The 22,937-nt window shown below is 44.9% G+C and carries 23 protein-coding genes; 10 read left to right on the top strand and 13 right to left on the bottom strand.

What is annotated here, in order from left to right:
• Positions 1-275: 275 nt before the first annotated feature.
• From OH459_RS21265 to OH459_RS21255, 3 genes are all read left to right on the top strand, one after another.
• On the top strand, positions 276-2,195 hold the full coding sequence (locus tag OH459_RS21265; RefSeq protein ID WP_269988602.1) for a HAMP domain-containing methyl-accepting chemotaxis protein: 1,920 nt from the start codon (positions 276-278) through the stop codon (positions 2,193-2,195).
• 101 nt (positions 2,196-2,296) lie between these two features.
• Positions 2,297-3,019 (top strand): nitroreductase family protein, encoded by a 723-nt coding sequence (locus tag OH459_RS21260; protein WP_005449398.1) that lies wholly within the window; start codon positions 2,297-2,299, stop codon positions 3,017-3,019.
• A gap of 272 nt (positions 3,020-3,291) precedes the next feature.
• Positions 3,292-4,272: a chemotaxis protein gene (locus OH459_RS21255; RefSeq protein WP_005449396.1), complete on the top strand. Its 981-nt coding sequence runs from the start codon at positions 3,292-3,294 to the stop codon at positions 4,270-4,272.
• 46 nt (positions 4,273-4,318) lie between these two features.
• Here the strand turns inward: OH459_RS21255 and OH459_RS21250 are convergent, their stop codons facing one another.
• The gene (locus OH459_RS21250; RefSeq protein ID WP_053053137.1) at positions 4,319-4,852 is read right to left on the bottom strand and encodes a type II secretion system protein; all 534 of its coding nucleotides are present in this window, start codon (positions 4,850-4,852) and stop codon (positions 4,319-4,321) included.
• Positions 4,853-5,207: 355 nt separating this feature from the next.
• On the opposite strand from OH459_RS21250, the gene OH459_RS21245 reads away from it, so the two are divergent.
• The 4 genes from OH459_RS21245 (at position 5,208) to OH459_RS21230 (ending at position 8,030) form a co-directional block, all read left to right on the top strand.
• Positions 5,208-5,930 (top strand): sulfite exporter TauE/SafE family protein, encoded by a 723-nt coding sequence (locus OH459_RS21245; protein ID WP_005449394.1) that lies wholly within the window; start codon positions 5,208-5,210, stop codon positions 5,928-5,930.
• Positions 5,931-6,012: 82 nt separating this feature from the next.
• Positions 6,013-6,918: an EamA family transporter RarD gene (gene rarD, locus OH459_RS21240; RefSeq protein WP_009696156.1), complete on the top strand. Its 906-nt coding sequence runs from the start codon at positions 6,013-6,015 to the stop codon at positions 6,916-6,918.
• Between the two features lie 198 nt (positions 6,919-7,116).
• A complete protein-coding gene (locus tag OH459_RS21235) occupies positions 7,117-7,503 on the top strand; it encodes an MAPEG family protein (protein ID WP_005449392.1) in 387 nt (128 codons plus the stop codon).
• Positions 7,497-8,030: a DNA mismatch repair protein gene (locus tag OH459_RS21230; protein ID WP_269988598.1), complete on the top strand. Its 534-nt coding sequence runs from the start codon at positions 7,497-7,499 to the stop codon at positions 8,028-8,030. The genes OH459_RS21235 and OH459_RS21230 overlap by 7 nt, the downstream gene beginning before the upstream one ends.
• Positions 8,031-8,339: 309 nt before the next feature.
• Here OH459_RS21230 and OH459_RS21225 read toward each other — a convergent pair whose 3' ends face one another.
• From OH459_RS21225 to OH459_RS21205, 5 genes are all read right to left on the bottom strand, one after another.
• Positions 8,340-10,496, bottom strand: a complete 2,157-nt coding sequence (locus tag OH459_RS21225) for a cytochrome c (protein ID WP_269988596.1) — start codon at positions 10,494-10,496, stop codon at positions 8,340-8,342.
• The gene (locus OH459_RS21220; protein WP_005451574.1) at positions 10,493-11,104 is read right to left on the bottom strand and encodes a cbb3-type cytochrome c oxidase subunit II; all 612 of its coding nucleotides are present in this window, start codon (positions 11,102-11,104) and stop codon (positions 10,493-10,495) included. The genes OH459_RS21225 and OH459_RS21220 overlap by 4 nt, the downstream gene beginning before the upstream one ends.
• A 1-nt stretch (position 11,105) precedes the next feature.
• Entirely contained in the window at positions 11,106-12,515 is a 1,410-nt protein-coding gene (ccoN, locus tag OH459_RS21215) for a cytochrome-c oxidase, cbb3-type subunit I (protein WP_005451576.1), read from the bottom strand.
• 15 nt (positions 12,516-12,530) lie between these two features.
• Entirely contained in the window at positions 12,531-12,899 is a 369-nt protein-coding gene (locus OH459_RS21210; RefSeq protein ID WP_017819538.1) for a c-type cytochrome, read from the bottom strand.
• 469 nt (positions 12,900-13,368) lie between these two features.
• Complete coding sequence (locus OH459_RS21205) at positions 13,369-13,539, bottom strand: hypothetical protein (RefSeq protein ID WP_009696160.1); 171 nt, start codon at positions 13,537-13,539, stop codon at positions 13,369-13,371.
• 343 nt (positions 13,540-13,882) lie between these two features.
• On the opposite strand from OH459_RS21205, the gene OH459_RS21200 reads away from it, so the two are divergent.
• Both OH459_RS21200 and OH459_RS21195 read left to right on the top strand, forming a co-directional pair.
• Positions 13,883-14,761, top strand: coding sequence for a DMT family transporter (locus tag OH459_RS21200; protein ID WP_269988592.1), 879 nt, complete (start codon positions 13,883-13,885; stop codon positions 14,759-14,761).
• A gap of 74 nt (positions 14,762-14,835) precedes the next feature.
• Positions 14,836-15,387, top strand: a complete 552-nt coding sequence (locus OH459_RS21195) for a DUF2301 domain-containing membrane protein (RefSeq protein WP_050936170.1) — start codon at positions 14,836-14,838, stop codon at positions 15,385-15,387.
• A gap of 10 nt (positions 15,388-15,397) precedes the next feature.
• Here OH459_RS21195 and OH459_RS21190 read toward each other — a convergent pair whose 3' ends face one another.
• Both OH459_RS21190 and OH459_RS21185 read right to left on the bottom strand, forming a co-directional pair.
• Positions 15,398-15,877 (bottom strand): hypothetical protein, encoded by a 480-nt coding sequence (locus OH459_RS21190; protein WP_005451582.1) that lies wholly within the window; start codon positions 15,875-15,877, stop codon positions 15,398-15,400.
• Positions 15,865-16,692 (bottom strand): winged helix-turn-helix domain-containing protein, encoded by an 828-nt coding sequence (locus tag OH459_RS21185; protein WP_269988588.1) that lies wholly within the window; start codon positions 16,690-16,692, stop codon positions 15,865-15,867. The genes OH459_RS21190 and OH459_RS21185 overlap by 13 nt, the downstream gene beginning before the upstream one ends.
• A gap of 305 nt (positions 16,693-16,997) precedes the next feature.
• On the opposite strand from OH459_RS21185, the gene OH459_RS21180 reads away from it, so the two are divergent.
• A complete protein-coding gene (locus tag OH459_RS21180) occupies positions 16,998-17,615 on the top strand; it encodes a porin family protein (protein WP_053052299.1) in 618 nt (205 codons plus the stop codon).
• An 80-nt stretch (positions 17,616-17,695) separates the two neighbouring features.
• Here the strand turns inward: OH459_RS21180 and OH459_RS21175 are convergent, their stop codons facing one another.
• From OH459_RS21175 to OH459_RS21155, 5 genes are all read right to left on the bottom strand, one after another.
• Positions 17,696-18,592, bottom strand: coding sequence for a hydroxymethylglutaryl-CoA lyase (locus OH459_RS21175; RefSeq protein WP_269988649.1), 897 nt, complete (start codon positions 18,590-18,592; stop codon positions 17,696-17,698).
• Positions 18,589-19,434, bottom strand: a complete 846-nt coding sequence (locus OH459_RS21170; RefSeq protein ID WP_269988586.1) for an enoyl-CoA hydratase-related protein — start codon at positions 19,432-19,434, stop codon at positions 18,589-18,591. The genes OH459_RS21175 and OH459_RS21170 overlap by 4 nt, the downstream gene beginning before the upstream one ends.
• Positions 19,435-19,459: 25 nt before the next feature.
• Positions 19,460-21,064 carry a carboxyl transferase domain-containing protein gene (locus OH459_RS21165; RefSeq protein WP_269988584.1) on the bottom strand — a complete coding sequence of 535 codons (1,605 nt, stop codon included), beginning with the start codon at positions 21,062-21,064 and terminating at the stop codon, positions 19,460-19,462.
• A gap of 21 nt (positions 21,065-21,085) precedes the next feature.
• The gene (locus OH459_RS21160) at positions 21,086-22,255 is read right to left on the bottom strand and encodes an isovaleryl-CoA dehydrogenase (protein ID WP_269988582.1); all 1,170 of its coding nucleotides are present in this window, start codon (positions 22,253-22,255) and stop codon (positions 21,086-21,088) included.
• A 104-nt stretch (positions 22,256-22,359) separates the two neighbouring features.
• Positions 22,360-22,743 (bottom strand): MerR family transcriptional regulator, encoded by a 384-nt coding sequence (locus OH459_RS21155; protein ID WP_009704658.1) that lies wholly within the window; start codon positions 22,741-22,743, stop codon positions 22,360-22,362.
• Positions 22,744-22,937 lie beyond the last annotated feature (194 nt).

The following is a 22,937-nucleotide window of genomic DNA, read 5'->3' as shown; positions in this document are numbered from 1 at the left end:
TGTGGGTGAAAATGACAATTTCATTATTTGAAAAGGTGTGTCTCATTTTTTAGAAAGTGTCGCGTGGTAGATAATAGAATCAAAGAGATACGGCACGAAAGAATCACCGACCTCAGTTGAAGTACCAATCTTTCTTTGCCGTCAGAAAAGGCGTACATATTCGAATAAGTTCAATTATAACAACAAGATAGTGTTGTTTGTGTGTTGGGGCGAGTTTGCGACTTATCCGTTAGGTTTTTAGTATTTCCACTTGCTGTTGTTATGGAGTATGCGGAATGCTTAATAGAATTAAAAAAATAAAACATAAATTTTATCTGATCTTGAGTGCCGTTATTTTGGTGCTGTCTACAGTGTCTGCTGTTGGCTTTTTTACGACTAAACAGGTCAATTCAAATTTTATTCACTTTCAATCAATCGATGAGGCGGCTTTTGAAGCGACAGACGTTGAAGCAAATCTGTTGAAGGCTCGAATCAATGCATTGACGTATCGCACAAACCGCGACCCTCAATTTTTTAATCGAGCAATTGAAAGCTTGAAATTAGCGCAACAAGAGGCACAAAGGCAGGCTTTGAAGTCGACAGATAATGAGCGAAAGGGGCGCTTTGAAAAAGTCACCTCGCAACTCGAAAGTTATATAACAAACTTAACTGAAGTTTCGCAATTAATGCGAGAACGTGACGCTTCTGTTCTCGAACTGGTTTCTTTTCAAAAGCAGATTGAGGCAAAAATATCGCGACGACTGAGTGAGTCAGAAGTGCTTAGTAAGCAACGTTCGGAAGTTTCTCGCGCAGCTATGGTATTTAAAGCGTTGACGCAAGAAGCTACGGAGTATCTGTTAACCAATAACGAGCAAGATTACGAACAGTTTCAAGATCAGCTAACGCAATGGAAAAGTGATTTGTCCAAGTTAAGCTTCGCAAGCCAAGAACAACTCATTGAACTGACAGAAGGCTTTGCTCACTCGTTGTCTCAAGTTGCCAGCACGATTCGGACTCGAAACGATCGTTGGGAAGTACTTAAAGAGATTGGTTTTGATATTGCTGAACAACTGAATGGCATCAGAGTCGATGCCGTTAATGATCAAAATGCATTGAAAGATGAGATTCAACAATCCACTGAAGAGGCAATCATCAATGTGACGTTAGCTTTGTTGATTGGATTGCCAATCGTCACCTTCTTATCTCTGTATATTTCTCATGATATTACCGCGAATGTTCAGTTTGCTAAGCAGGTAGCTGAAAAGCTGAGTCGTGGTGAAATCGGGATGAGGCATGATCAGGTGAAAGGGAATGATGAAATCGCTGAAATGCTTGATGCGTTGCACCATATGGAAGCGCAGCTGTATAAAACGGTGTCAGGTGTGGTGTCTTGTAGTGACTTGCTTGCTTCGGCATCAGAAGAGTTGTCGGCAGTAAACGGAGAAATTCTGACGAATGCACAAGCCCAGCAATTAGAAACTGATCAAGTTGCCACCGCGGTGAACCAAATGACGGTAGCCATCACCGAAGTCGCCCAAAGTGCGAGTGGGGCATCACAAGAAGCTGCGTTGGCGACGAGTGTCTCTGAACAAGGGCAGACTGTCATGCAACGAGCCATGGAGCAGGTGGGCGGTTTAGCCACGCAAATGGGAACCATGAGCCAAGAGGTGGCTACCTTGTCCAATGGGACAGCAGAGGTTGCGGATATTACGGAAGTGATTCAAACCATTGCTGAACAGACAAACCTTCTGGCACTCAATGCAGCGATTGAGGCCGCGCGTGCTGGCGATCAAGGTCGTGGTTTTGCTGTTGTAGCAGATGAGGTGCGTCAACTGGCTCAAGAAACCCAGAAGGCGGTAGAAAAGATCGGTCATCGCATCAGTACGCTGCAACAGAATACGACTCAGGTGGTTGATTCCATTAATGCTGGGCAACGCATGCTAGAAGAAACGGTACAGCAATCAGCCTCAGCGAATGAAGCCTTTGTGAGTATTTCGGGGAATATTGAACAGACGAATGCGCTTAACACTCAAATCGCTACGGCGACGGAAGAACAAAGTGCCACGGCTGAAATGATCAATCAAAGCGTGGTATCTGTACGCGATCAAGTGGAGCAAACCGTTAATATGATTCAAGACTGCAATCAGGCAACAGATGAGCTAGCAAGAATGTCGGTTAACTTATCTGATCAAATTCGATTCTTTAAGCTGCAATAGAGAGATGTTAGGAGCGAAATTTTACCTGATGGTGTATTTATACTTGCAGCTAAGCAATGAATCAGTAAAGATCGCGCTTTTACCTAAGTTTTGAGTCCGTTATGAGCCAATCTTCTTTTGAATCTATTGTTCATTCACGTCGTTCCGTTAGAAAGTACGATACGAATGCTGAATTTAACCATGATGATGTAGCCAAGGCGCTCGCGTTGACCACGCTTAGCCCAAACAGCAGTAATATGCAGATGTGGGAATTTCATCGAGTGATTTCAGCGGAGAAGCGAGCGAAATTAGCCGACTTCTGCATGGGACAAAATGCGGCAAAAACGGCGAATGAGTTAGTCGTTTTTGTGGCGACTACTCATAACTGGGAAGAGCGCGCAAAGCGCAACGCAGAGACTGTGCGCCAAGCTTTTGAAGGCCGTGACGACGCTGCGGCCAAGCGCGCTCTAAAGTATTACGAAAAACTTATCCCAATGGTTTATAACAATGATGCATTTGGCATACGCGGGGCGGTACGCAAGTTATACAGCTGGTGGCTAGGTCGAAACAAGCCGATGGTAAGAGAAGTGGCTAAAAGTGACGTACGTGTTTGTTTGCACAAGAGTGTTTCTTTGGCAGCGATGACTTTTATGTACGCGATGAGAGAAAAAGGCTATGACACTTGCCCAATGGAAGGCTTCGATTCAAAACGTGTAAAACAGTTGCTTAATCTAAGAGACAGTGATCAAATCACCATGATCATCAGTTGTGGTATCAGAACCGAAGAAGGGGTTTATGGCGAGCGTCATCGCGTAGATAACGAAGCGGTCATTAAAACTCACTGATTCTTTACTAATTATGGCTAAACTTTTTGTTTTCCCTGCCGTTAACTTAAGGAACCCAGCTGCAATATTGAATACTTGAATGTGTTTTGTACAAAAATGAGACAAATTTTAAGCATTTGATATAGAAGTGTGCAGTCAGCATCCTTTTGATTATTTACAAATTCTGTCTCAACGACTACAAAAGGACTCTTGGATTTTTTCGCCTGTGAAGTGATTCTCTGTGGCATTGCATCAAGCCTTTTTCTTGGTGCGTATTTTGGATAATTGTGTTTATGAGTAACGTAACCAGCACTATATTGACTGAGAGTGGTACCAATGAGCTTGAAATCATTGAGTTCCACCTAGAAAAACAGATGCCAGATGGCAGCACAAAAACATGTTATTACGGTATTAACGTCGCTAAAGTTCGCGAAGTGATTCGCGTACCAGAGACTACCGATTATCCGAACGCACAACCGCATATGATTGGCGTGTTCTCTTCCCGTGAAGTGTTAACTCCGTTGGTGGACCTTGCTGGTTGGCTTGGCGTTCCGACTCGTCGCGACTTAGAGCGTAAGTTTGTGATTGTGACGGATTTCAACAAGATGACGAATGGCTTCTTGATTGACAGCATTTCACGCATCCACCGTATCTCTTGGAATGACGTAGAATCACCGAGCCAGTTCTTAGAAGCAGGTGAACAAGATTGTGTGGTTGCTGTTGTTCGTAAAGATGGCAACCTGATCATGATCCTCGATTTCGAGAAAATCATTGCAGACATCAACCCAGAGCTGAGTATGGAAAAATACGACGTAACGGGTGATAAATCGGTTGACCTTAACCAGCGTATGGTTGGTAAGCGTAATGCGAAAACCGTTATGGTTGTGGACGATTCAGCGTTTATTCGCTCACTGATTCAAGATACTTTAGCATCAGCAGGCTATAACGTGATCACATGTAAAGACGGCGGCGAAGCTTACGAGAAATTAATGAGTCTCATCGAAGTAGCGAAACAAGAACAACTGCCAGTGCGTGAGCTGCTTGATGCTGTTGTTACCGACGTTGAAATGCCGCGTATGGATGGTATGCACTTGGTAAAACGACTACGTGAAACGGAAGCCTACAATGAAATGCCAATCGTGATGTTTTCTTCTCTAATGAGTGAAGATAACCGTGCGAAAGCACTATCACTAGGGGCAAATGACACGATTACTAAGCCAGAAATTGGTCGTATGGTCAATATGATGGATAAATACGTGTTTAACTTTGCATAAGCAGAGAACAAGATGACAAAAGGCTGCCGATTGGCAGCCTTTTTTGTTATTTAGGACAAGGTAAAATTTCTAGTTTATAACTTTTGTTTTTACTCATCGGTGGTCCATATAAAATACCACATTGAGTAAGGCTTGCACGAGGGTCGTCTCTTGGAGCGATAACCATCTCTCGAGTAAAAGAACCGCCCTCGTGATGAAATGTCTTCCAGTCGGAATTGCTGCTCTCATTTATTCCTTGAATCAGTAGACCAATAGTGTGGTCATCTGCATCTGGGTAACCATATAGGAAAGTGCATTGCATCGAGTCACTTGTCTTACAGCCATCAAATGGCAGGTTAGTTGCAGGGTAATCTGTCTTTTTATTAGAGACGTAAGGTACGCTTTCTAGTCCCGCAGTTGCCATTTTTCCATACCCAATGGCAAGAGCTGATGCAATTGCACCTTTCATTCCTTCCAAACGCGCTTCGCGAGCATCATCTTGAATGTTTAAGAAGCGGGGTGCGGCAGTGACAGCAAGGATGCCAAGAATTACGATTACAACAACAAGCTCAATTAAAGTAAAACCTGATTTTCTTTTCATAAACCATCTTTAAGTTAGGTTGATACGATAGTCTAATATTTATTTGTTATTTAGTGCCTTAGACTGTGAAATTCTACGTGTGGTGAATTTTGATAGTGCATTCACTCTATAAAAGCCGCTGATTATAATGTCGATTTTGTGTTCTGGATAGAGGAGTATTGATAAATTAAACATTGCATCTTTGTACAAAATTCGAAGTTGCAGAAAGTGAGCCTCTAAAGTTCGGTTATTGAAATATTTTGATTGTGTTTTAGATAGGTTTGATGAATCCTACGCAGGGCGAGAGTAGGTGAATAATAGATAATTTATATTTAACTAACTCTCTAATAAATAGATAAAATATAAGAACGCATCGATGGAATTCGATTCTACTAATTTGCTTGCAATGGGGCTGATTTTCCTCGGCTCTTATGTACAAACGGCTATTGGCTTTGGCTTGGCTATTGTCGCGGCTCCACTACTTATTCTATGGGCTCCGGAATACGTTCCTGCTCCCATCTGTTTAGTTGCATTGTTTATTTCATTAATGAATGCGATGAAGCACCGCAGTAATGTTGAACTCGGTGGTTTAAAGATGGCGTTGATCGGTCGTATTCCCGGATCGTTAGCGGGTGGGGCGCTGTTGTTTTATGTTTCGACAGAAGCGTTAACGCTTTGGATTGGTTTTCTCGTGCTTTTTGCTGTGGCTGTGAGTGTCTTACCTTTTCGCATTGAGCCAACACCAGGACGCATGACGTTTGCAGGTTTCTTTTCGGGGCTCTTTGGTACAAGCTCCGCGATCGGTGGACCGCCAATGGCGTTACTACTTCAGCATCAAGAAGCGAATCAGTTACGTGGTAACCTTTCTGCTTTCTTTGTGTTTAGCTCTATTATCTCGTTGGTGGTTCAAATTCCGGTGGGATTCTTCAATCTTCATCATTTGATCATTACTTTGCCCTTACTGCCTGCAGCCGCATTCGGCTATTGGTTGGCAATAAAAACAACACAGTCCTTGCCTAAAGAAAAAGTGCGTTTCGGTGCGCTAGCGCTGTGTTTTATTAGTGGAATTACCGCGGTAATTCAAGGCCTAGCCTTATAGCGAATATTGGTCCTTTTGTTTCGCTTTACAAACCAAATTTGCTCTATAGAATCGCGTCACTTTTTTATTTGTCGAGTCAGTTATGAACAACAATCGTTACGGCAATTTTATGGCTGCACTTTCCTTTGTTATCTGGGGATTGTTGCCTGTTTACTATCGCTTTCTGCCAAATGCATCAATGGATGAACTGTTGGCGCTGCGCATCATTGGCTCTGTACCTGTGGGGTTTCTATTGGTACTGGCGATCACGCATCACATGCCGAAGTGGGCTGCTATCTGGAAAGATAAAAAGTCCCTTTGGTATACCTTTGTTGCAAGTAGCCTAATGTGTATTTCTTGGGTTGCATTCACTTGGGCGTTAACCAATAACCGTGTTATTGATGCGAGCTTAGGCTTCTTTATTGGACCTTTGGTTTCTGTTGCGCTGGGTGTTTTTGTCCTTGGTGATAAGCTGTCGAAAGGTCAGTTCATTGCCATTCTTTTAGCAACTATCGGTGTGGTTTATCAGGTTATCCAATATGGTCAGTTACCATTAGTGGCACTGACAATGGGCTTATTCTTTTCTCTTTATGGCTTATTTAAGAAAAAGATTAACTTTGATTGGAGTACAACACTCTTTATTGAAGCGGTGGTGCTTACCCCAATCGCATTGGCATATCTGATGTTTAAGCAATGGACGATCGGTGAGTTATCTTCAACCGTCGATATGACCACGTTCATGCTTTATTTAGGAAGTGCGCCAGTAACTATTCTCCCACTGATTTTTTATTCGATTGCGATCCGAATTACTAACCTGTCGACAGTAGGGTTGATGCAATACATTGAACCGAGTCTTCAATTTGTATTGGCCGTCGTGTTCTTTGGTGAACTATTCGATAGTGTAAAAGCGGTGACATTTGCTTTTATTTGGGTGGGTCTGCTGTTCACGATCTGCGAAGGTATCGCCAAGCTTTCTAAGCGTAAAAAGCTCGCTAACCACTCTCTTTGATGATTTCTTTCTTTAGATTTATAGGGCTAATTTATACCCAAGCAACTTCGGGATGCCCGGTTCAGGTAGAATGCCTTGGTTTGTAGACGCGGCGGCGATTTAAAGATCTAGTCACTCTAAATCAAGAATGTATGTATTTTATAAATGTGTTTTTTATAGAATAATTAGCTCACAATAATATCTAAAGAAGGAAGTTTTATGGTTACCGCGCTTTACGCATCTATTCTCGCATTACTGCTCATCTGGCTCGCTTTTCAAGTCATCAAGCAACGCCGCAGCAACAAAATCGCTTACGCCGATGGTGGAGTTGAGGCGCTTCAAATCGCTCGCAGCGCACAAAGCAATGCAAGTGAATACGTTCCTATCACTCTCATTTTAATGGCGTTATTAGAATACAACGGCGCTTCGCTACTGTGGATACACCTTGCTGGTATTGTATTTGTGATTGGGCGTGTGATTCACGCAAAGGGAATTCTCGGTGAGGATTTAAAAGGTCGAATTACAGGGATGAAGTTAACCTTCTTTACTATGATTGGTTTAGTAGCCCTTAACTTGATCTATTTACCTTACGGGAGCTTATGGTAAAAAAATCGACATACTTACCGCCTGCATGGCTATTGGTGTTTGTTGGACTGGTTCTTAATATTGCTGCGATTATCTTAACCAGTGTTGTGTTAGATAAACTCGGTAAAGAGATCAGTTTACTGGCTGAACAAAAAGCCGATAACCTCTATTCGATACAACTCGCTTGGAATAGTGTTGAAACATTGGAGCGAAAGCGGGAAGTATTGTTGCTGCATTTGCACCTTGCTCAGAGTGAACCTGTTTCAGAAGAAATGAACCAAGTGTTGAGAGGGCATTTGTCAGCATGGACAGGGCAGGAAGTAAGTCCAATCCAAATTGAACAGTTACCTAATCTGATGTCTGAGATCAATCAGGCGCAAAATAACTACCGTAATCGTATAGACAGCTATTACCTTGCCAACTTGGAAACTACGGAAGTGGTGACAGATTTGGAAGAAAAGATGGCTTGGTATAAAAGTATTGGTTTGTTTCTTCAAGTCTTCGGTTTGGCATTAATTTTAGCGAGAGATCTCGCCCGTAAGCCATAAATGAATTGAAGATTGTATTTGCATATTGCAAGGTCTTGTTCGCAATATGCAATGAGTGGAAAGTGGTTAGTGTGATTATTCGTTCAATTTGACTGCAAATGATTAAATAACAATCGGTTTTACTGCATCGAAAAGTTGGCATGTCTAATGCTTTAGTTTATATGACCCTTTTAAGCCGAGGGTCACCTAGCCAACTGACGTTGTTAGTGAACCAGATTGTTCACAGAAATATATAGCCAATCACCCAATTGTGATTGGCTTTTTTTATTCCTGTTAGCTAGGGAACACAGGTCCTGAAGTCTGCTGACCCTAACGAATGTTGATAGTGTTGTCGCGCCTGTCGTACATGTCTGGGGTGGTGTGCAGACCGCCAGCATATCCAGCCGCTTCCAATGTTTCTCTCACTTCTCGCACATCTGCCGCCGTCACTTCCTGCTGTTGATCCCCGAGATGCCTACGTACAAAGGTAATGAGCTCGGCTAAACGTGCGTCAGAGAGGATATCCTCAAAACTAGCCATCGGCATGAAGTTACGCTCCGGATCAATATAGGTAGGCTGTAAGCCACGCACCGTTACCGCAATAGTGTTGAATGGGTCACTGTGCATGATGATGCCATTGTTCAAGAGCGTTGGTGCAATAGGGTCTCGACCTTTACCATCGTTCCCATGACACGCGCCACACGTTTGCTTGTAAGTAGCATAGATCGGATCTTGATAGGCAGCTTCATCGAACCCTTTCGGCTCTAAAGGCACCGCATCGGCAGCAATGAAGTTGTTTACGTCACCGCTGAGTAGGTAATAGGACATGGACTCGATGTCTTCGCGCGTCATCAAACTCAAGCTGTTTTTGACCACGTCAGCCATCCCGGCAAAAGCGGTACCTTTGTCTGAGTGACCAGTGTGCAAGAAGTCGGTTAGTGTTTTCTCATCCCAACCGCCCACATACAGCTCTGTAGACGTAATGTCAGGTGCGTTCCAACCATCTATCAAGTTGCCTTGGAAGATGCGTTCAGGGATTAGCGCTTGAGCAATGTTACGCGGCGTATGGCACTCTGAACAGTGCCCTAAACCTGCCACCCAATATTTACCTTTCTGCCACTTCTCGACGTCCACCACCACGCCCTCAAGCTCTGAAGGTAGGTTGTAGTCGATAGGGTCGGTGTCCATAAAGACAATGTTCCAACCAAGGAGACCAAGACGAATGTTCGATGGGAACATCATGTGGTTTTCATCGTTACGACGCGCCACGGCAGGGATAGACTGCATGTACTCCCACAAATCCGTCATGTCTTGTTCCGTGAGATATTGATAAGAGGTGTAAGGCATTGCAGGGTACAAGTAACCATGCTTGCCTTTACCGTGTACCAGAGCATCACGGAAGTTGTCGTAGTCGTATTCACCAATCCCTTCACTGGCGTGAGGAGTAATATTGGTCGAATAGATGGTGCCAAATGGTGTAACAAACGGTAGACCGCCGGCAAAAGGTTCGCCACCTTCAGCACTGTGACAAGCCACGCAGTCCCCCGCGTGCGCGAGATATTCACCACGTTCGACAGATTGAGCGTTAAGTGCTGCGAGTTTTTGCTCTTCCTCTTCGCCGGCTTTGCGGATGTAGGCGCCAATCGCAAGGATCTCGTGCTCTGAGAGTTGGTTTTCAAACGCAGGCATCAAGTTGTTCAAACCGTAATTGATGGTGTGTTGAATTTCTTCAATACTGCCACCATGAAGCCATACGCTGTCTGACAAATCTGGAACACCAGTTTGTTGATTGGCAAGTGAGCCATCGCCGTGACAAGAAGAACAGTATTGAGCGAATAGGTTTTTACCTAATTCGATCTTCACTTCAGGTACGTCACTGTGGCGTTGATTGAGAGAGGCGAGGTAATAGGCGACTTTATTTACTTCGTCTTTTCTCATTACCTCTACCCATCCCGGCATAGCACCGTTACGCCCTTTTGCGATGGAGTGAATAATGGCATCGTCATCTCCACCATACATCCATTCTTTATCGATAAGGTTAGGAAAGTGTTTTTGCCCTTGCGCGTTATCTCTATGACAAGCGGCGCAATGGGTCTGAAACAGCATGCGTCCAGTGCGTACGATGTCGGTATTTTGTGCAAGTACCGCCAAAGAGGTGTTTGTTACTTGGCTAAACTGCTGATCGAGTGTGGTCGAAGGTGAGCTGAGTTTGTCATTTCCTTGGTCATAATTCACCAATCCTTTCCATTCACCTAGCCCTGGATACAACACTAAATAGCCTGCAGAGAGTAAAAACGCGACAGCGTAACTTATAAACAGCAGCTTAGGTGGTGGGGCATCTTTCTCATCTATACCATCAAAAGAAGCAATGGTGTGGTCTTGATCTGCTTTGTGGTTGCTTCGCCAATACTTGACGATAACACTCACCATAAGGGCAAAAAATATTATGGTGCAGGCAACTGCCCACCAGTTCCAGAATGTGCTCATGGTGCCACCTCCTGTGCTGTGTCTTGACCAAGGCTTTGAAGGTAACGAATCAAAGCTTCACCCTTGGTTTTACCTCGAATTTGTAGACGTGCGTCTGATATCTCTTGGTCGGTATAGGGTACGCCTAACGTACGCAGTGTTTCCATCTTGTTGCCAATGGCATTACCAGACAGAGTTTGCTCAAACAACCAAGGGTAAGCAGGCATGATGGATGTTGGTACAACTTGGCGTGGATCGATAAGGTGCAATACATGCCATTGGTCCGAATATTTCCGGCCTAGGTTGGTTAAGTCTGGTCCAGTACGTTTAGACCCCCACAAGTTTGGGAACTCGTAAATATCATCAGACTCTTGGTTAGCGCGACCATTGCGCTTGATTTCTGGTTCCAATGGGCGAACCATTTGTGTGTGGCACACATGGCAACCTTCGCTGATGTAGATATCGCGACCCGCAAGCTCAATTGCGGTTAGGGGCTTAGCTAAACTGCCTTTGGCGATGTCATCCGTGCGAAGAATATTCGGCACAACCCAAACTGCGAGTGAAAAAGAAGCTACAACCACCGTGGTGATGATTAAGATGATAACCGAGTGAGTAAAGTCTTTGCTCATCTTATGCCTCCTTTGCCACTAGTACGGATGGAGAACGCACGGTCTTATACAAGTTAAACGCCATCAGGAACAAGCCAAGTACAAAGAGTGCGCCACCAAAGAAACGTAAGAACAACCATGGCGCTTTAAAGTTCATGGCTTCAATAAAGCTGTAAACCAGTTCGCCATTCTCGTTTTGGGTTAGCCACATGTAGCCTTCACCAATGCCTGCTACCCAAAGTGCGATAGCGTAGATGGCGACACCAGCATGGGCTAGCCAGAAGTGCCACTTGATCAAACGCTGCGACCAAAGTTCGGTTTTGTTCCACAGACGCGGGATGAAGTAATAGAACACCGCAATGCCGGACATGCCCACCCAACCTAATGCGCCAGAGTGAACGTGCCCGATCACCCATTCGGTGTTGTGCGCTAGCATGTTGAACCAGCGAATCGCCAATAGAGGTCCTTCAAATGTGGCCAAGCAGTAGTAAAGAATTGCCGAGAAGAAGAACAGGCAAATGTAGTCAGACTTGAGCTTCTCTTTGTTTTGTAGAAGTGTCATAGCACTGTTGAAAGCGCCTGCCCAAGAAGGAAGCCAAAGGATGAGAGACATGATGATGCCAATGTTTTGCACCCAAACAGGTACTGATGAATAAACCAAATGATGAGTACCTGCCCAAGTGTAAAAACCAACCAAGCCCCAAAAGTGGATCACAGACAAACGGTAAGAGTAGATAGGGCGGTCAGCGGCTTTAGGTATGAAATAATAGTTCATACCAATCACACCAGCAGTCAGTAGGAAGCCCACTGCATTGTGACCCCACCACCATTGCACGATAGCGTCTTGTGCTCCGGCAAACACAGAATAGGACTTCATCAAAGAGACGGGCATGGCAAGGTTGTTCACGATGAAGATCATCGCAATAACAATGATAAAGGCGGCGAAGAACCAGTTCGCAACGAAGATATGGTCAACTTTCCGCTTCGCAATCGTGCCAAAAAACAGCACAGCGTAGAGCACCCAGACCAAGACGATCAGTACGTCGATTGGCCACTCTAATTCTGCATACTCCTTAGATGTCGTGTAGCCAGCTGGTAACGTGACGAGTGCTAAGAACAGCACCAATTGCCATCCCCAGAAAACCATCCAAGATAAACTTTGATTGAAGAGATTACAGCGTCCGGTGCGTTGAGCGATGTAAAGAGAAGTACCCATCAAAATGTTGACGACAAAACCGTATATCACGCCGGAAGTATGTAATGGTCTCAGGCGACCGAATTGGAAGTATTGAGAATCAAAGTTGAGCACGGGCCAATATAACTGCGCGGCAAGAATGACACCGATGATCATCCCTGCAATAGCCCACACTAACGATGCCAACACAAAATACTTCACAACTTGAGTGTTGTATTGAGTTGCTGCTTGTTCCATAAGAACGCTCCTCGTTTAAGGCTGCGGCTCGTTACCTAACTGTGAGTAGTAATGGGCGATGTCTTCGATATCTTGATCAGAAAGTGCATCAGCTTGCTGCTGCATTAATACCGCCAGACCACTTGTGCGCTCACGCGCTTTGTAATCCTTCAAAGACGAAATTAGATAGCTCTTTTTCTGACCGCGCAAATTCGGGTAGGCGTCGATAGTAGAAATTCCGTCGGTACCATGACACGTCATACATACTTTCGCCTTTTCCTTACCAACCTCAAATTGAGCATCGGTATTGGTGTCGGATGCGAAGGTGATCGGAGAGAAGCACATAGTGACGACGAGAGCCGTCTTCAGCACTGTGCTCATGCATTGTGTGTTCTTTAATCTCATCACTGATTCCCTAGTAATTTGAGTGCGTTTTCACTAACTTGGGCGTTTTACAAACAGGCTCTTCGCTCTTATTCGTGAGGTGAATGAACGGGTTTGTTTTTTATTGTTGTAGGTTAAAGAGTAAGCAGGTACTGGCGATATCGCTATGTACAAGCCGATTTAGTTGTGGTTTTCATTACTAATACGCGCCAACTCGATGGATTGGACAAAATCATTACCAATAAAACTAAAGTGAAAAGAGGTGCTTAGCTTTTGCCTTTTGAAAAATGGCGAGTTTTGTTTGATTTGAGTGGGCTCAGTATTGTTTTAAGAGGATGAAGGAAATTGAAAACCGCCCTGATTTATACCCACTAGACTTTTAAATCGCCGCCGCGTCTACAAACTAAGTTATTCTCGTTGATCCTAGCATCTCGAGGCTACTTGGGTATAAGCAAGAGCGGTTAGAGAATAGGAGATCTTTCAAAACACATTATCGACCGCGGTAGATCATCATGTCGTAGATATGTGTGATGGATATTGGATCGGCTTCGATAGTACTCACGCGAAAAGAGGAGATAAGACTAAACAGCGAGCCGAGCGCAATTGGAGCAATGATAAGCAAGGCGATCAGAATGAAAAAGAGTACGGTTGAATGTCTCATAAAGCACCTCCTGACGTCTGTTTTGTTTCGTTGCTATTGTAACATTTTGCCCCGAATTTAGACTTAGGTTATTCCGTACTGTATTTGAGTTTTTACCTAAAGGATTCTTGTTATTCTGATGGTTTCAAATAACAAAATAATGACAGGGTTTCACAGTAATTTTCTCGATGATGAATTAGTCACAATGTATACTGTGAACGCTTCGCAAACGTTAACACTCCTCAGTCTAAGTACACATTTAGTCCAGCATTTGCGATGTAAATATAACTAGCAATCACGCATTAAAATCAATGATATATGAACCCCTAACGAATCCTTCGTAGGGTCTTTTTTGTGAGTAATTATGTTTAACTCAGAACGCAAAGCTGCATTCGTGCTCGTCGCTACTACGATGATCGCGGCATTAGGGTGGATCTTCTCTAAAGAAACCATTCAAGGTCTCCCTCCATTCGGATTTATCGGTCTGCGATTCACTATCGCTTCACTGTGTTTGTTGCCTCTGTGTATCAAACCGCTTCGTGCTGCCAACAAGAAAGATATTTTTGCCGCGGCAGGCGTTGGTGTGCTTTTGGGAGGCGCGCTGATGTGTTGGATCTATGCGATTTCAATCAGTGATACGTTAGGTGAGGGCGCATTCATCATGAGCCTATCAATGCTGTTCGTACCCATTGTCGCGTGGATTATGTTTCGTCAAAGACCTCAACGAATTTTTTGGGTGTCACTACCAATCGCGATTCTTGGCTTAGGGTGTTTGTCTTTAGCTGGTGGTTGGCAACAATCTAGCAGTCAACTTTGGTTCTTAGGCGCTGCTTTGATGCTCGCTCTGCACTTCAACGTAAACAGCAAGTATTCGCAAAAATTGCCTGTGTTGTTACTGACGTGCATCCAATTGTTTGTCACGGGTTTGATTGGTTTGTTGATTTCATCTTTGGTGGAAACGGTGCCAACTGAAGTATCGACGTCTATCTGGATTTGGTTTGCGCTGAGTACGCTTTTGGCAACCAGCTTGCGTTATGTGATGCAAACCATGGGACAAAAGTTTGTCCAAGCGGGTAACGCTGCACTGATTATGATCCTTGAACCTGTCTGGACAGTGATCTTGAGTGTGATTTGGTACGGCGAAGAGCTGACCTCCAATAAACTCGTTGGTTGTGCGCTTATCTTATTCTCTTTGGTGATCTACCGAACTGGCGGTAGACTCCGCTTTCTAAAACGGGCGTAATTAAGTTTATAGAGCCAGCAATTTCACCCTCGTTGGCTTTTCATTCCTTTTCATTTTTAGGCAGGATGCTTTCCATGGCAAACACAGAACATCAAGAGACGCTGGATTCACTCGATAAAATCAGCGTGTGCTTGTATCGCTTTGGTATTACTTTGTTTGCAATGGCGCTGCTTGTTTTTTCGGTTCTTGTCTCTGGTGCAATTTCTGGTTCACCGTTGGTTTACCAAACCTCAGTCATTGCGCTTTGTGTGGCTGGTGCGTTATCTGCCGGGAATGTCCACGTTTACAGCAAGCACGTACGTGCCGTGATCAGTTGGGCGTCTTGGATTGGCTTGGTACTGATGGTGAGTGACTTGGAGTTTCAGCGCACTTGGTTAGGGCTTGGCTTTATCTTTGTGACCTTTTCGGGCATTGCGCTTAAAGAGTCTTTTTGCTTTAAAGTACCAGGCTTAAAGATGGTGCCCGCGTTTCTCGCTGTAGCAACGTTTGCATTGTGGTTTAACCTTCCAATTCTTGCTGCCATCACTATGTTGTTGGCTGGTTTGGTAATGGGCTTCCTGTCATTTGCTAAATGGCGTATGCCGCTGCATTTCGATATCGGTATCAAAGCTAACTACGAGATTTAACCCCAAGCAATCAAACTTTATGGCAAGGAATGTTCACATCTTCACTTTCGTTGGCGTTGAAGAAGAAAAGACGTTCGTCTTGAATAAAGTAATTTAAATCAGACTCAAAACCGACCAAACTATCTTTATCTCTGATAAACAGGGGAGACTCTGTTGGTGTCAGATTCCAATCGACAGTGTTGAATTTTTGCTGAATTCGCTGACCGTCTACGTCATTTTTTGCTGTGAGTACAATTTCAAAAGGTTCTTTTAAACCAGACTTATGATTGAGCACGCCTGATTGATAATAAATCACGCTGGTATTCGAAGGAAAATAGATAGTTGTATACTCTTCGATGCTTTTATATTGACGATATGCTGCAGAGGTGAAACCTGCCTTTGCTTCAGAACAACGCCATCGAGTTCCGCTAAAATCGTACTCCTCAAATTGCCCGTAATAGACGGCAAATGCAGACGCAATGGCTGCGAATACAATCGTTAAAATTCGCATATAGCCTCCTTATTTACGTAAGAGTCAGCTATATATTCTCGAAGGTGCTCTCTCTGAACATTAAAGTAGCGATACACATGGTTTTTATTTCCGTTAGGTTTTTGAAACCAAATGGTTAAAGCCATCGTATTTGGCTCATAGATCGAGGGGAAAAGGCGTATGTAAACGTCCGCATTGCATTGTGATTGAGCTAGTTCATTGAGTATCTGGTTTAAATCACTGGCAGAAATAAACCCATGAGTTGCGTCATGCAAATAGAAATTGGTTTGACCAACGACTAGGTGTTTATAGTTATCCTTTTTTATGTAGTTTGGCTTCACAAAAAGTGGCTTAACACATAAAAGGGTGAATAAAGCGGTAAGAGCACTAATGACATACACCGTTGCAAGAAGAAAAGTACTGGCTTTCTTTTGCACACGAAGGGGGTGTTTTACTCTTTCATTCTCAATATTGCGAATGGCTTCTGAAGTAGGCTCTGCAATCTGAGATACTGGTTGTAGCAAGACTTCAATGGATTCGGCTTGAATAAAATAACCGACTTTACTTATGGTCTTGATTTCCGCGTTTTGTGCTTTCAAAGAAAGAAGATTACGACGCAGACCCGAAACCACGTTGGTTAGTGCTTGATCGGTCACGACCAATCCTTCCCAGCATGTCTCGAAAAGCTCTTCTCGGGATACGGGCTCATTTTTCTGCAAGAGCAGCATAAGAACCTCGTAAGGAAGAGGTCTGAGAACTATTGTATTTCCATTTTGATTACGTAACGTCCTTGTTGCACACTCTAAAGTTAAGTTTGAAAACTGAATCGATTTCATTGCTAAATTGGCTTTTTAGAAGGCAACTTCTATCTCGATAAACGAGATTAAAAAGTTAAGAGAACCTAATTTTATTTTGAAAGCGGCACAGTCTACCGAGATTAATTTATAAATCAAGCTGACAGTTTAAATGAAAATAAACCTTTAAAAATCATTGACTTGATATTTTTGAGTGTTTTTTAAGCCTCTCTTTTAATAGGGATATGTAAATATAAATGTAAAAACAATTTGATTTCCGTTTAGTTATTGATTGGGCATGCTTTTAGAGTATGCCGAAACAAACAACACGGTAAAGATAATTCAAAATGAAAAAGACTCTTCTTCTTACAGCACTCGTTTCTAGCTTTGCATCTGCTCACGATGTGAGTGGTTTTTACCTTGGTGCGGGTGTCGGAAGCACTGATTTCGATGATGCGGGATTCATGAATGATGTAAGTCACCAACTCGCTCTACGATCAGGAAGAAGCGTTCCGTTGACCTCAGATACAGATGGCTCTGCTTACAAATTGATTGCTGGCTACCAAATCAACCGCATTATTGCTATTGAAGCGCAATACACTAAATATGCGGATACTGATGTGAAAGTGCACAATATCTCAGCCCTAAAACTAAGCCACGATACGTTTACTGTAGCAGCAAATGTCGGTTACACATTCAACAATGGGCTGCGTCCTTTTGCGACGCTTGGTTTAGGTTCAATCAGTTACGAAGTAAAAGAAAATAACCCAGGCAAAAACTACAATCATAAAGATGATGGCGGCACGGTTCGCCTCGGTATTGGCTTGGAATATGCGCCAGTAATGCTAGGCGGTCTTGCATTCCGTGCAGGCTATGAAGTTGACCATTACACGCTAGAAACTCCGATTAAAGATTACGACCAGTCTATTGGCTCTTGGTATGTTGGTTCTACTTACAAGTTTTAACGCCTTTTTTATCTAAAATTCATCGTACTTAGAAGATGCAAAGCAGCCCTGTTAAGCAAGGCTGCTTTTTTGTTTTATGATTAACGTTGTTTTAATGCCATCGACACCTTCGAGATAGGTTGACGGTTTAATTCTTCACTGATCATCCATCCTGCTTTGGCAAGCAACTCCAAATCTACTCCGGTCTCGATTCCTAAGCCTTGGCAAAGGTAGAGCACATCTTCGGTAGCAACATTACCTGAAGCGCCATGAGCGTAAGGGCAGCCACCAAGCCCAGCCACACTACTATCAATGGTATTGATGCCCATCGTTAAGGCTTGGTAGATATTCGCCAACGCTTGCCCCCATGTGTCGTGAAAATGCACCGCAAACTTATTGGTTGGGACTTTTACTTGTACGGCTTCTAACATTTTAGCGATGCGTATCGGCGTGCCTGTACCTATGGTGTCTCCAAGTGAAACCTCATAGCACCCTAATTCCATCAGCAGGTTAGCGACTCTTGCGACTTGCTCGGGCTTGGTTGGCCCGTCGTAAGGGCAGTCTGCCACGCAAGATAAGTAACCCCGAACGGGAATGTTATGCTTTGCTGCCAATTCCATTACTGGTTCAAAGCGGGTAAGACTATCCGCAATCGAGCAATTGATGTTGTGTTGGCAAAAGCCCTCCGATGAAGAGGTGAAGATCGCGACTTGGGTAGCGCCGGCTTCTAGTGCCTTTTCAAAGCCTTGCACATTAGGCGTTAGGGCTGAGTAGATGACGTTGTGGCGGCGGGTGATTTTCTTCATCACATCGAGTGAGTCCGCCATTTGAGGTACCCATTTAGGCGAGACAAAAGAGCCTGCCTCAATATGGGTGAGTCCTGTATCTGAGAGTAGGTCGATTAAGCGGATCTTGGCTTGCGTGGACACCGGTGATTCGTTTTGCAGACCGTCTCTCGCACCTACTTCGACAATATTTACCTTGTTTGGCAAATTCATTTCTTGCCCTTTGTTGGCTTGTTTATCCAACCCGGTTCTCGTTTCTCCAGAAAGGCTTGCAAGCCATCTTGTCCTTGCGGCGATACGCGAATGTCGGCGATGAGCTGGCTCGTGTATTGGATAAGCTGACCATCAATCGGATTTTGGTGGCATTGATGACATAACGCTTTGGCTTTTCGCATCGCATCTGGGCTATTGAGCAGCAAAGAATCAATCAAGCTTTCTACCACGGCTTCGATTTTATCCAGCTTATGAACCTCATGCACAATGCCAAACTTTTCAGCCTTAGCGGCGTTAATCACTTCGGCGCTGAGTATGTAACGACGAGCTTGTCGGTTGCCCATTGCTCGCATGGCATAAGGAGAGATGGTTGCTGGAACCAGCCCCAGTTTGACTTCACTCAAGCAGAAGTTCGCATTATCCGCTGCGATGGCGATATCACAGCAACAGATCAAGCCCAATGCGCCACCAAAAGCGGAACCTTGCACAACCGCAATAGTAGGCTGAGGGAAAGCGTCCAATGTATGCATCAGACGTGCAAGGTTCTGCGCGTCTTCTAGGTTTTGCTTTCTGGTGCTACTTGCCATGGATTTCATCCAATTCAAATCAGCACCAGAGGAGAAATGTTTGCCGTTTCCTCGAAGCACTAAGCATCGAACATCGGTACGCAAGGCGAGGTAGTCCAGCCTGTGGATCAGCAGATCAATCATGCAGGCATCAAACGCATTGTGCTTCTCTGTGCGATTGAGCGTAAGCGTTGCGACGCCGAATTCATCGACGTTCCAAAGTACTTCATCTTGTCGTTGGGTATTGGGGATGATACTCGGTTGATGATCCTGCATGTGACGTCCTTTCTTCTCTACATTGCTACATTCTGAATATGCCAAAGTTGCTGTCAGGAATTGGCGCATTGAGCGCGGCTTTTAAGGCTTGAGCCAATACTTGACGCGTCTCTTTTGGGTCGATGATGCCGTCATCCCATAAACGCGCGCTGGCGTAGTAGGGATGACCCTGAGACTCATACAAGTCTACGATAGATTCTCGGAATGCACTTTCTTCGGGCTCTGGCCATTCTTCACCTTGGCGTTTTTTCACTTCTCGACGCACTTGAGTGAGCACGCCAGCGGCTTGTTCTCCGCCCATGACGGAGATTCGTGCGTTTGGCCACATCCACATCATGGTTGGGTCATAAGCACGACCGCACATGCCGTAGTTGCCTGCACCGTAAGAGCCGCCAATAATCACGGTGAACTTAGGCACATCCGCGCATGCAACCGCCATCACCAGTTTCGCGCCGTGCTTGGCAATGCCTTCTGCTTCAAGCTTTTTGCCCACCATAAACCCAGTGATATTTTGCAAAAACAGTAGGGGAATTTTGCGTTTGGCACACAACTCAATAAAGTGCGCGCCTTTCTGTGAGGACTCAGAAAACAAGATGCCGTTGTTCGCCACAATGCCAATCAGATGGCCGTGAATTCGTGCGAAGCCACATACTAAGGTCTTGCCATAAAGTGCTTTGAATTCATCGAAGTCTGAGTCATCAACCACACGAGCGATGATCTCTCTAACATCAAAAGACAAGCGCAAGTTTGCATTGACGATGCCGTACATCTCTTCGGCGTCGTAACGTGGTGGTAAAACCGGTTTGTCGCTTTGAATGGGGAGTGATTGATTGGTATTAGAGATGGCTTCGCGCGCGAGTTGCAAAGCGTGCTGGTCATTTTCTGCATAGTAATCGGCAACGCCAGACTTGCGACAATGCACGTCGGCACCGCCTAGCTCTTCATCGGTTACGATTTCTCCCGTAGCGGCTTTTACTAGCGGAGGACCTGCCAAGAAGATGGTGCCTTGTTCTTTGACCATAATGGAAACGTCCGCCATCGCAGGTACATAAGCGCCGCCTGCGGTACAAAGCCCCATCACAACCGCCACTTGAGGAATACCTTGTGCCGACATCCTGGCTTGATTGAAGAAGATACGCCCAAAGTGCTCTTTATCAGGGAAGACTTCCGCTTGGTGAGGGAGGTTCGCGCCACCAGAGTCCACCAAATAGACGCAAGGTAGTTGGCAACGTTGGGCGATCTCTTGCGCCCGTAGATGCTTTTTCACGGTGAGCGGGTAATAGGTGCCGCCTTTGACGGAAGGATCATTGGCGATCACCATGCATTGAGTGCCTTCAATGGTGCCAATGCCCGCGACGACACCTGCGCATGGAATTGATTCTTCGTAGACGTTCCACGCGGCGAATTGTCCGACTTCAAGAAACTCGCTGCCTTCATCCAAAAGGTGCATAACACGCTCACGAACGGGCAGTTTTCCTTTCAGACGCTGGCGGTCAATGGCTTTTTGTCCGCCACCTTGCTTGATGGCTTTAATATTGGCATTAAGGTTGTTTACCAACTCGGTCATGACCGCTTTATTCGACAAAAACAGCTCGTCGGTTGGCTTGGTTTTACTTTTAATGATTGCCATAGTGACTTCCTTGTCGGTGGGTTAGCGAGACTCTTCGAACAACTCTCGTCCAATCAGCATGCGGCGAATTTCAGAAGTGCCAGCACCAATCTCATACAGTTTGGCGTCACGGAGTAATCGCCCAGTCGCGTATTCGTTGATGTAGCCATTGCCGCCTAACAGCTGAATAGCATCGAGCGACATTTGTGTGGCAAGTTCGGCGCTGTAAAGGATCACGCCAGCGGCATCTTTACGTGTACATTCACCTCGGTCACAGGCGGCTGCGACGGTATAAACATAAGCTTTGGCGGCGTTCATGCGTGAATACATGTCAGCGAGCTTTCCTTGCACGAGTTGGAATTCACCGATGGATTTGCCGAACTGCTTGCGGTCATGAACATACGGAACCACTTCGTCCATACAGGCTTGCATGATGCCAAGCGGTCCAGCTGCTAATACCACGCGTTCGTAATCCAAACCGCTCATCAAAACTTCGACACCACGGTTTAACTCGCCTAACACATTCTCTTTTGGCACGACACAATCTTGGAACACTAATTCACAGGTGTTGGAGCCGCGCATTCCAAGTTTGTCGAGCTTCTGTGCATGGCTAAAACCTTCGAATTCTCGCTCAATAATGAAAGCGGTGATGCCGCGAGATCCACTATTGGGATCGGTTTTCGCATAAACCACTAAGGTGTCGGCATCGGGACCGTTAGTGATCCACATTTTGTTGCCGTTCATCAGAAAGTGGTCGCCTTTATCTTCTGCACGAAGCTGCATGCTAACCACGTCAGAACCTGAGTTCGGCTCGCTCATGGCTAGTGCGCCGACGTGAGAACCATCGATGAGTTTAGGTAGGTACTTTTCTCGTTGAGCAGGGGAGCCATTGCGAAAGATTTGGTTAACACAAAGGTTGGAATGCGCGCCGTAACTGAGCGCGACAGACGCCGAAGCTCGGCTGATCTCTTCCATCGCAACAACATGAGCAAGATAGCCCATGCCTGCACCGCCAAACTCTTCGTCGACGGTTACGCCGAGCAAACCCATTTCACCAAACTTGGACCACAAATGATTGGGGAATTGGTTATCGCGGTCGATGTCTGCGGCGATGGGGGCGATATGCTCGGTGGCGAACGCGTTGACGTGGTCTCGGAGCATATCGATGGTTTCACCAAGCCCAAAGTTGAGTGGGGTGTAGCTGCTTTTCATAACATTTCCCTGTTGAAAGTACTGCGGTTGTTAGTTCGAGTTACACTGCTTGGGCTTGGAAATTATGGTTATTCTTGTTTGTTTTAGTCGTTACAAGTTTTTAGTTATTGGCTGTTAGTTTTATTGTCGCTTAGCGCTTGTTTGCATCGCTCTTTGGCGGTTTCCAGCTCGTTCATTACAACGCTAATATCGTCCAGTTGCTGCTGTAAGTGCGCTTGTTTTTCATCAATAATGGTTAGCATTTTAAGCAGCTGACCATCGCTTTGTTGGGTATCGTAAAGCTCGAACAACTCTCGAATTTCCGCAAGCGAAAAACCCAATCGCTTACCACGTAAAATCAGCTTGAGACGGATCTTATCTCTGCGTTGATACACGCGAATGTTGCCTTTTCGTTCCGGCTCTATCAGCCCAACATCCTCATAAAAACGAATGCTTCGGGTCGTGATGTCGAACTCTTTGGCGAGGTCACTTATCTTGAATTTATCCACTCGGTTTTTCCCTCTAATGAATAGTTTTGGCTTCTTAAAATCCCTTCAAGCCTTGAGCTAAACGGGCTAGCTAAAAGCATGAGAGTAAATTTGTGTTGTTATTAATGTGTTTCTTTACGTTAACGTAAATGTTAGTGCTATGCTTACGTAAACGTCAAGAAATCACAGTGCGAAAATTCATCGTTTTATGAGAG

The organism is Vibrio sp. MM46 (assembly GCF_027587135.1).
GTDB classification, from domain to species: domain Bacteria; phylum Pseudomonadota; class Gammaproteobacteria; order Enterobacterales; family Vibrionaceae; genus Vibrio; species Vibrio harveyi.
Note: the sequence above shows the minus strand (reverse complement) of the source record. Positions and strands in the feature narration are given on the sequence as shown.

Bases quoted from the DNA above. Each gene is read 5' to 3' on its own strand.
- OH459_RS21265 (WP_269988602.1), top strand. From the start codon at position 276: ATGCTTAATAGAATTAAAAAAATAAAACATAAATTTTATCTGATCTTG.
- OH459_RS21260 (WP_005449398.1), top strand. From the start codon at position 2,297: ATGAGCCAATCTTCTTTTGAATCTATTGTTCATTCACGTCGTTCCGTT.
- OH459_RS21255 (WP_005449396.1), top strand. From the start codon at position 3,292: ATGAGTAACGTAACCAGCACTATATTGACTGAGAGTGGTACCAATGAG.
- OH459_RS21250 (WP_053053137.1), bottom strand. From the start codon at position 4,852: ATGAAAAGAAAATCAGGTTTTACTTTAATTGAGCTTGTTGTTGTAATC.
- OH459_RS21245 (WP_005449394.1), top strand. From the start codon at position 5,208: ATGGAATTCGATTCTACTAATTTGCTTGCAATGGGGCTGATTTTCCTC.
- rarD (WP_009696156.1), top strand. From the start codon at position 6,013: ATGAACAACAATCGTTACGGCAATTTTATGGCTGCACTTTCCTTTGTT.
- OH459_RS21235 (WP_005449392.1), top strand. From the start codon at position 7,117: ATGGTTACCGCGCTTTACGCATCTATTCTCGCATTACTGCTCATCTGG.
- OH459_RS21230 (WP_269988598.1), top strand. From the start codon at position 7,497: ATGGTAAAAAAATCGACATACTTACCGCCTGCATGGCTATTGGTGTTT.
- OH459_RS21225 (WP_269988596.1), bottom strand. From the start codon at position 10,496: ATGAGCACATTCTGGAACTGGTGGGCAGTTGCCTGCACCATAATATTT.
- OH459_RS21220 (WP_005451574.1), bottom strand. From the start codon at position 11,104: ATGAGCAAAGACTTTACTCACTCGGTTATCATCTTAATCATCACCACG.
- ccoN (WP_005451576.1), bottom strand. From the start codon at position 12,515: ATGGAACAAGCAGCAACTCAATACAACACTCAAGTTGTGAAGTATTTT.
- OH459_RS21210 (WP_017819538.1), bottom strand. From the start codon at position 12,899: ATGAGATTAAAGAACACACAATGCATGAGCACAGTGCTGAAGACGGCT.
- OH459_RS21205 (WP_009696160.1), bottom strand. From the start codon at position 13,539: ATGAGACATTCAACCGTACTCTTTTTCATTCTGATCGCCTTGCTTATC.
- OH459_RS21200 (WP_269988592.1), top strand. From the start codon at position 13,883: ATGTTTAACTCAGAACGCAAAGCTGCATTCGTGCTCGTCGCTACTACG.
- OH459_RS21195 (WP_050936170.1), top strand. From the start codon at position 14,836: ATGGCAAACACAGAACATCAAGAGACGCTGGATTCACTCGATAAAATC.
- OH459_RS21190 (WP_005451582.1), bottom strand. From the start codon at position 15,877: ATGCGAATTTTAACGATTGTATTCGCAGCCATTGCGTCTGCATTTGCC.
- OH459_RS21185 (WP_269988588.1), bottom strand. From the start codon at position 16,692: ATGAAATCGATTCAGTTTTCAAACTTAACTTTAGAGTGTGCAACAAGG.
- OH459_RS21180 (WP_053052299.1), top strand. From the start codon at position 16,998: ATGAAAAAGACTCTTCTTCTTACAGCACTCGTTTCTAGCTTTGCATCT.
- OH459_RS21175 (WP_269988649.1), bottom strand. From the start codon at position 18,592: ATGAATTTGCCAAACAAGGTAAATATTGTCGAAGTAGGTGCGAGAGAC.
- OH459_RS21170 (WP_269988586.1), bottom strand. From the start codon at position 19,434: ATGCAGGATCATCAACCGAGTATCATCCCCAATACCCAACGACAAGAT.
- OH459_RS21165 (WP_269988584.1), bottom strand. From the start codon at position 21,064: ATGGCAATCATTAAAAGTAAAACCAAGCCAACCGACGAGCTGTTTTTG.
- OH459_RS21160 (WP_269988582.1), bottom strand. From the start codon at position 22,255: ATGAAAAGCAGCTACACCCCACTCAACTTTGGGCTTGGTGAAACCATC.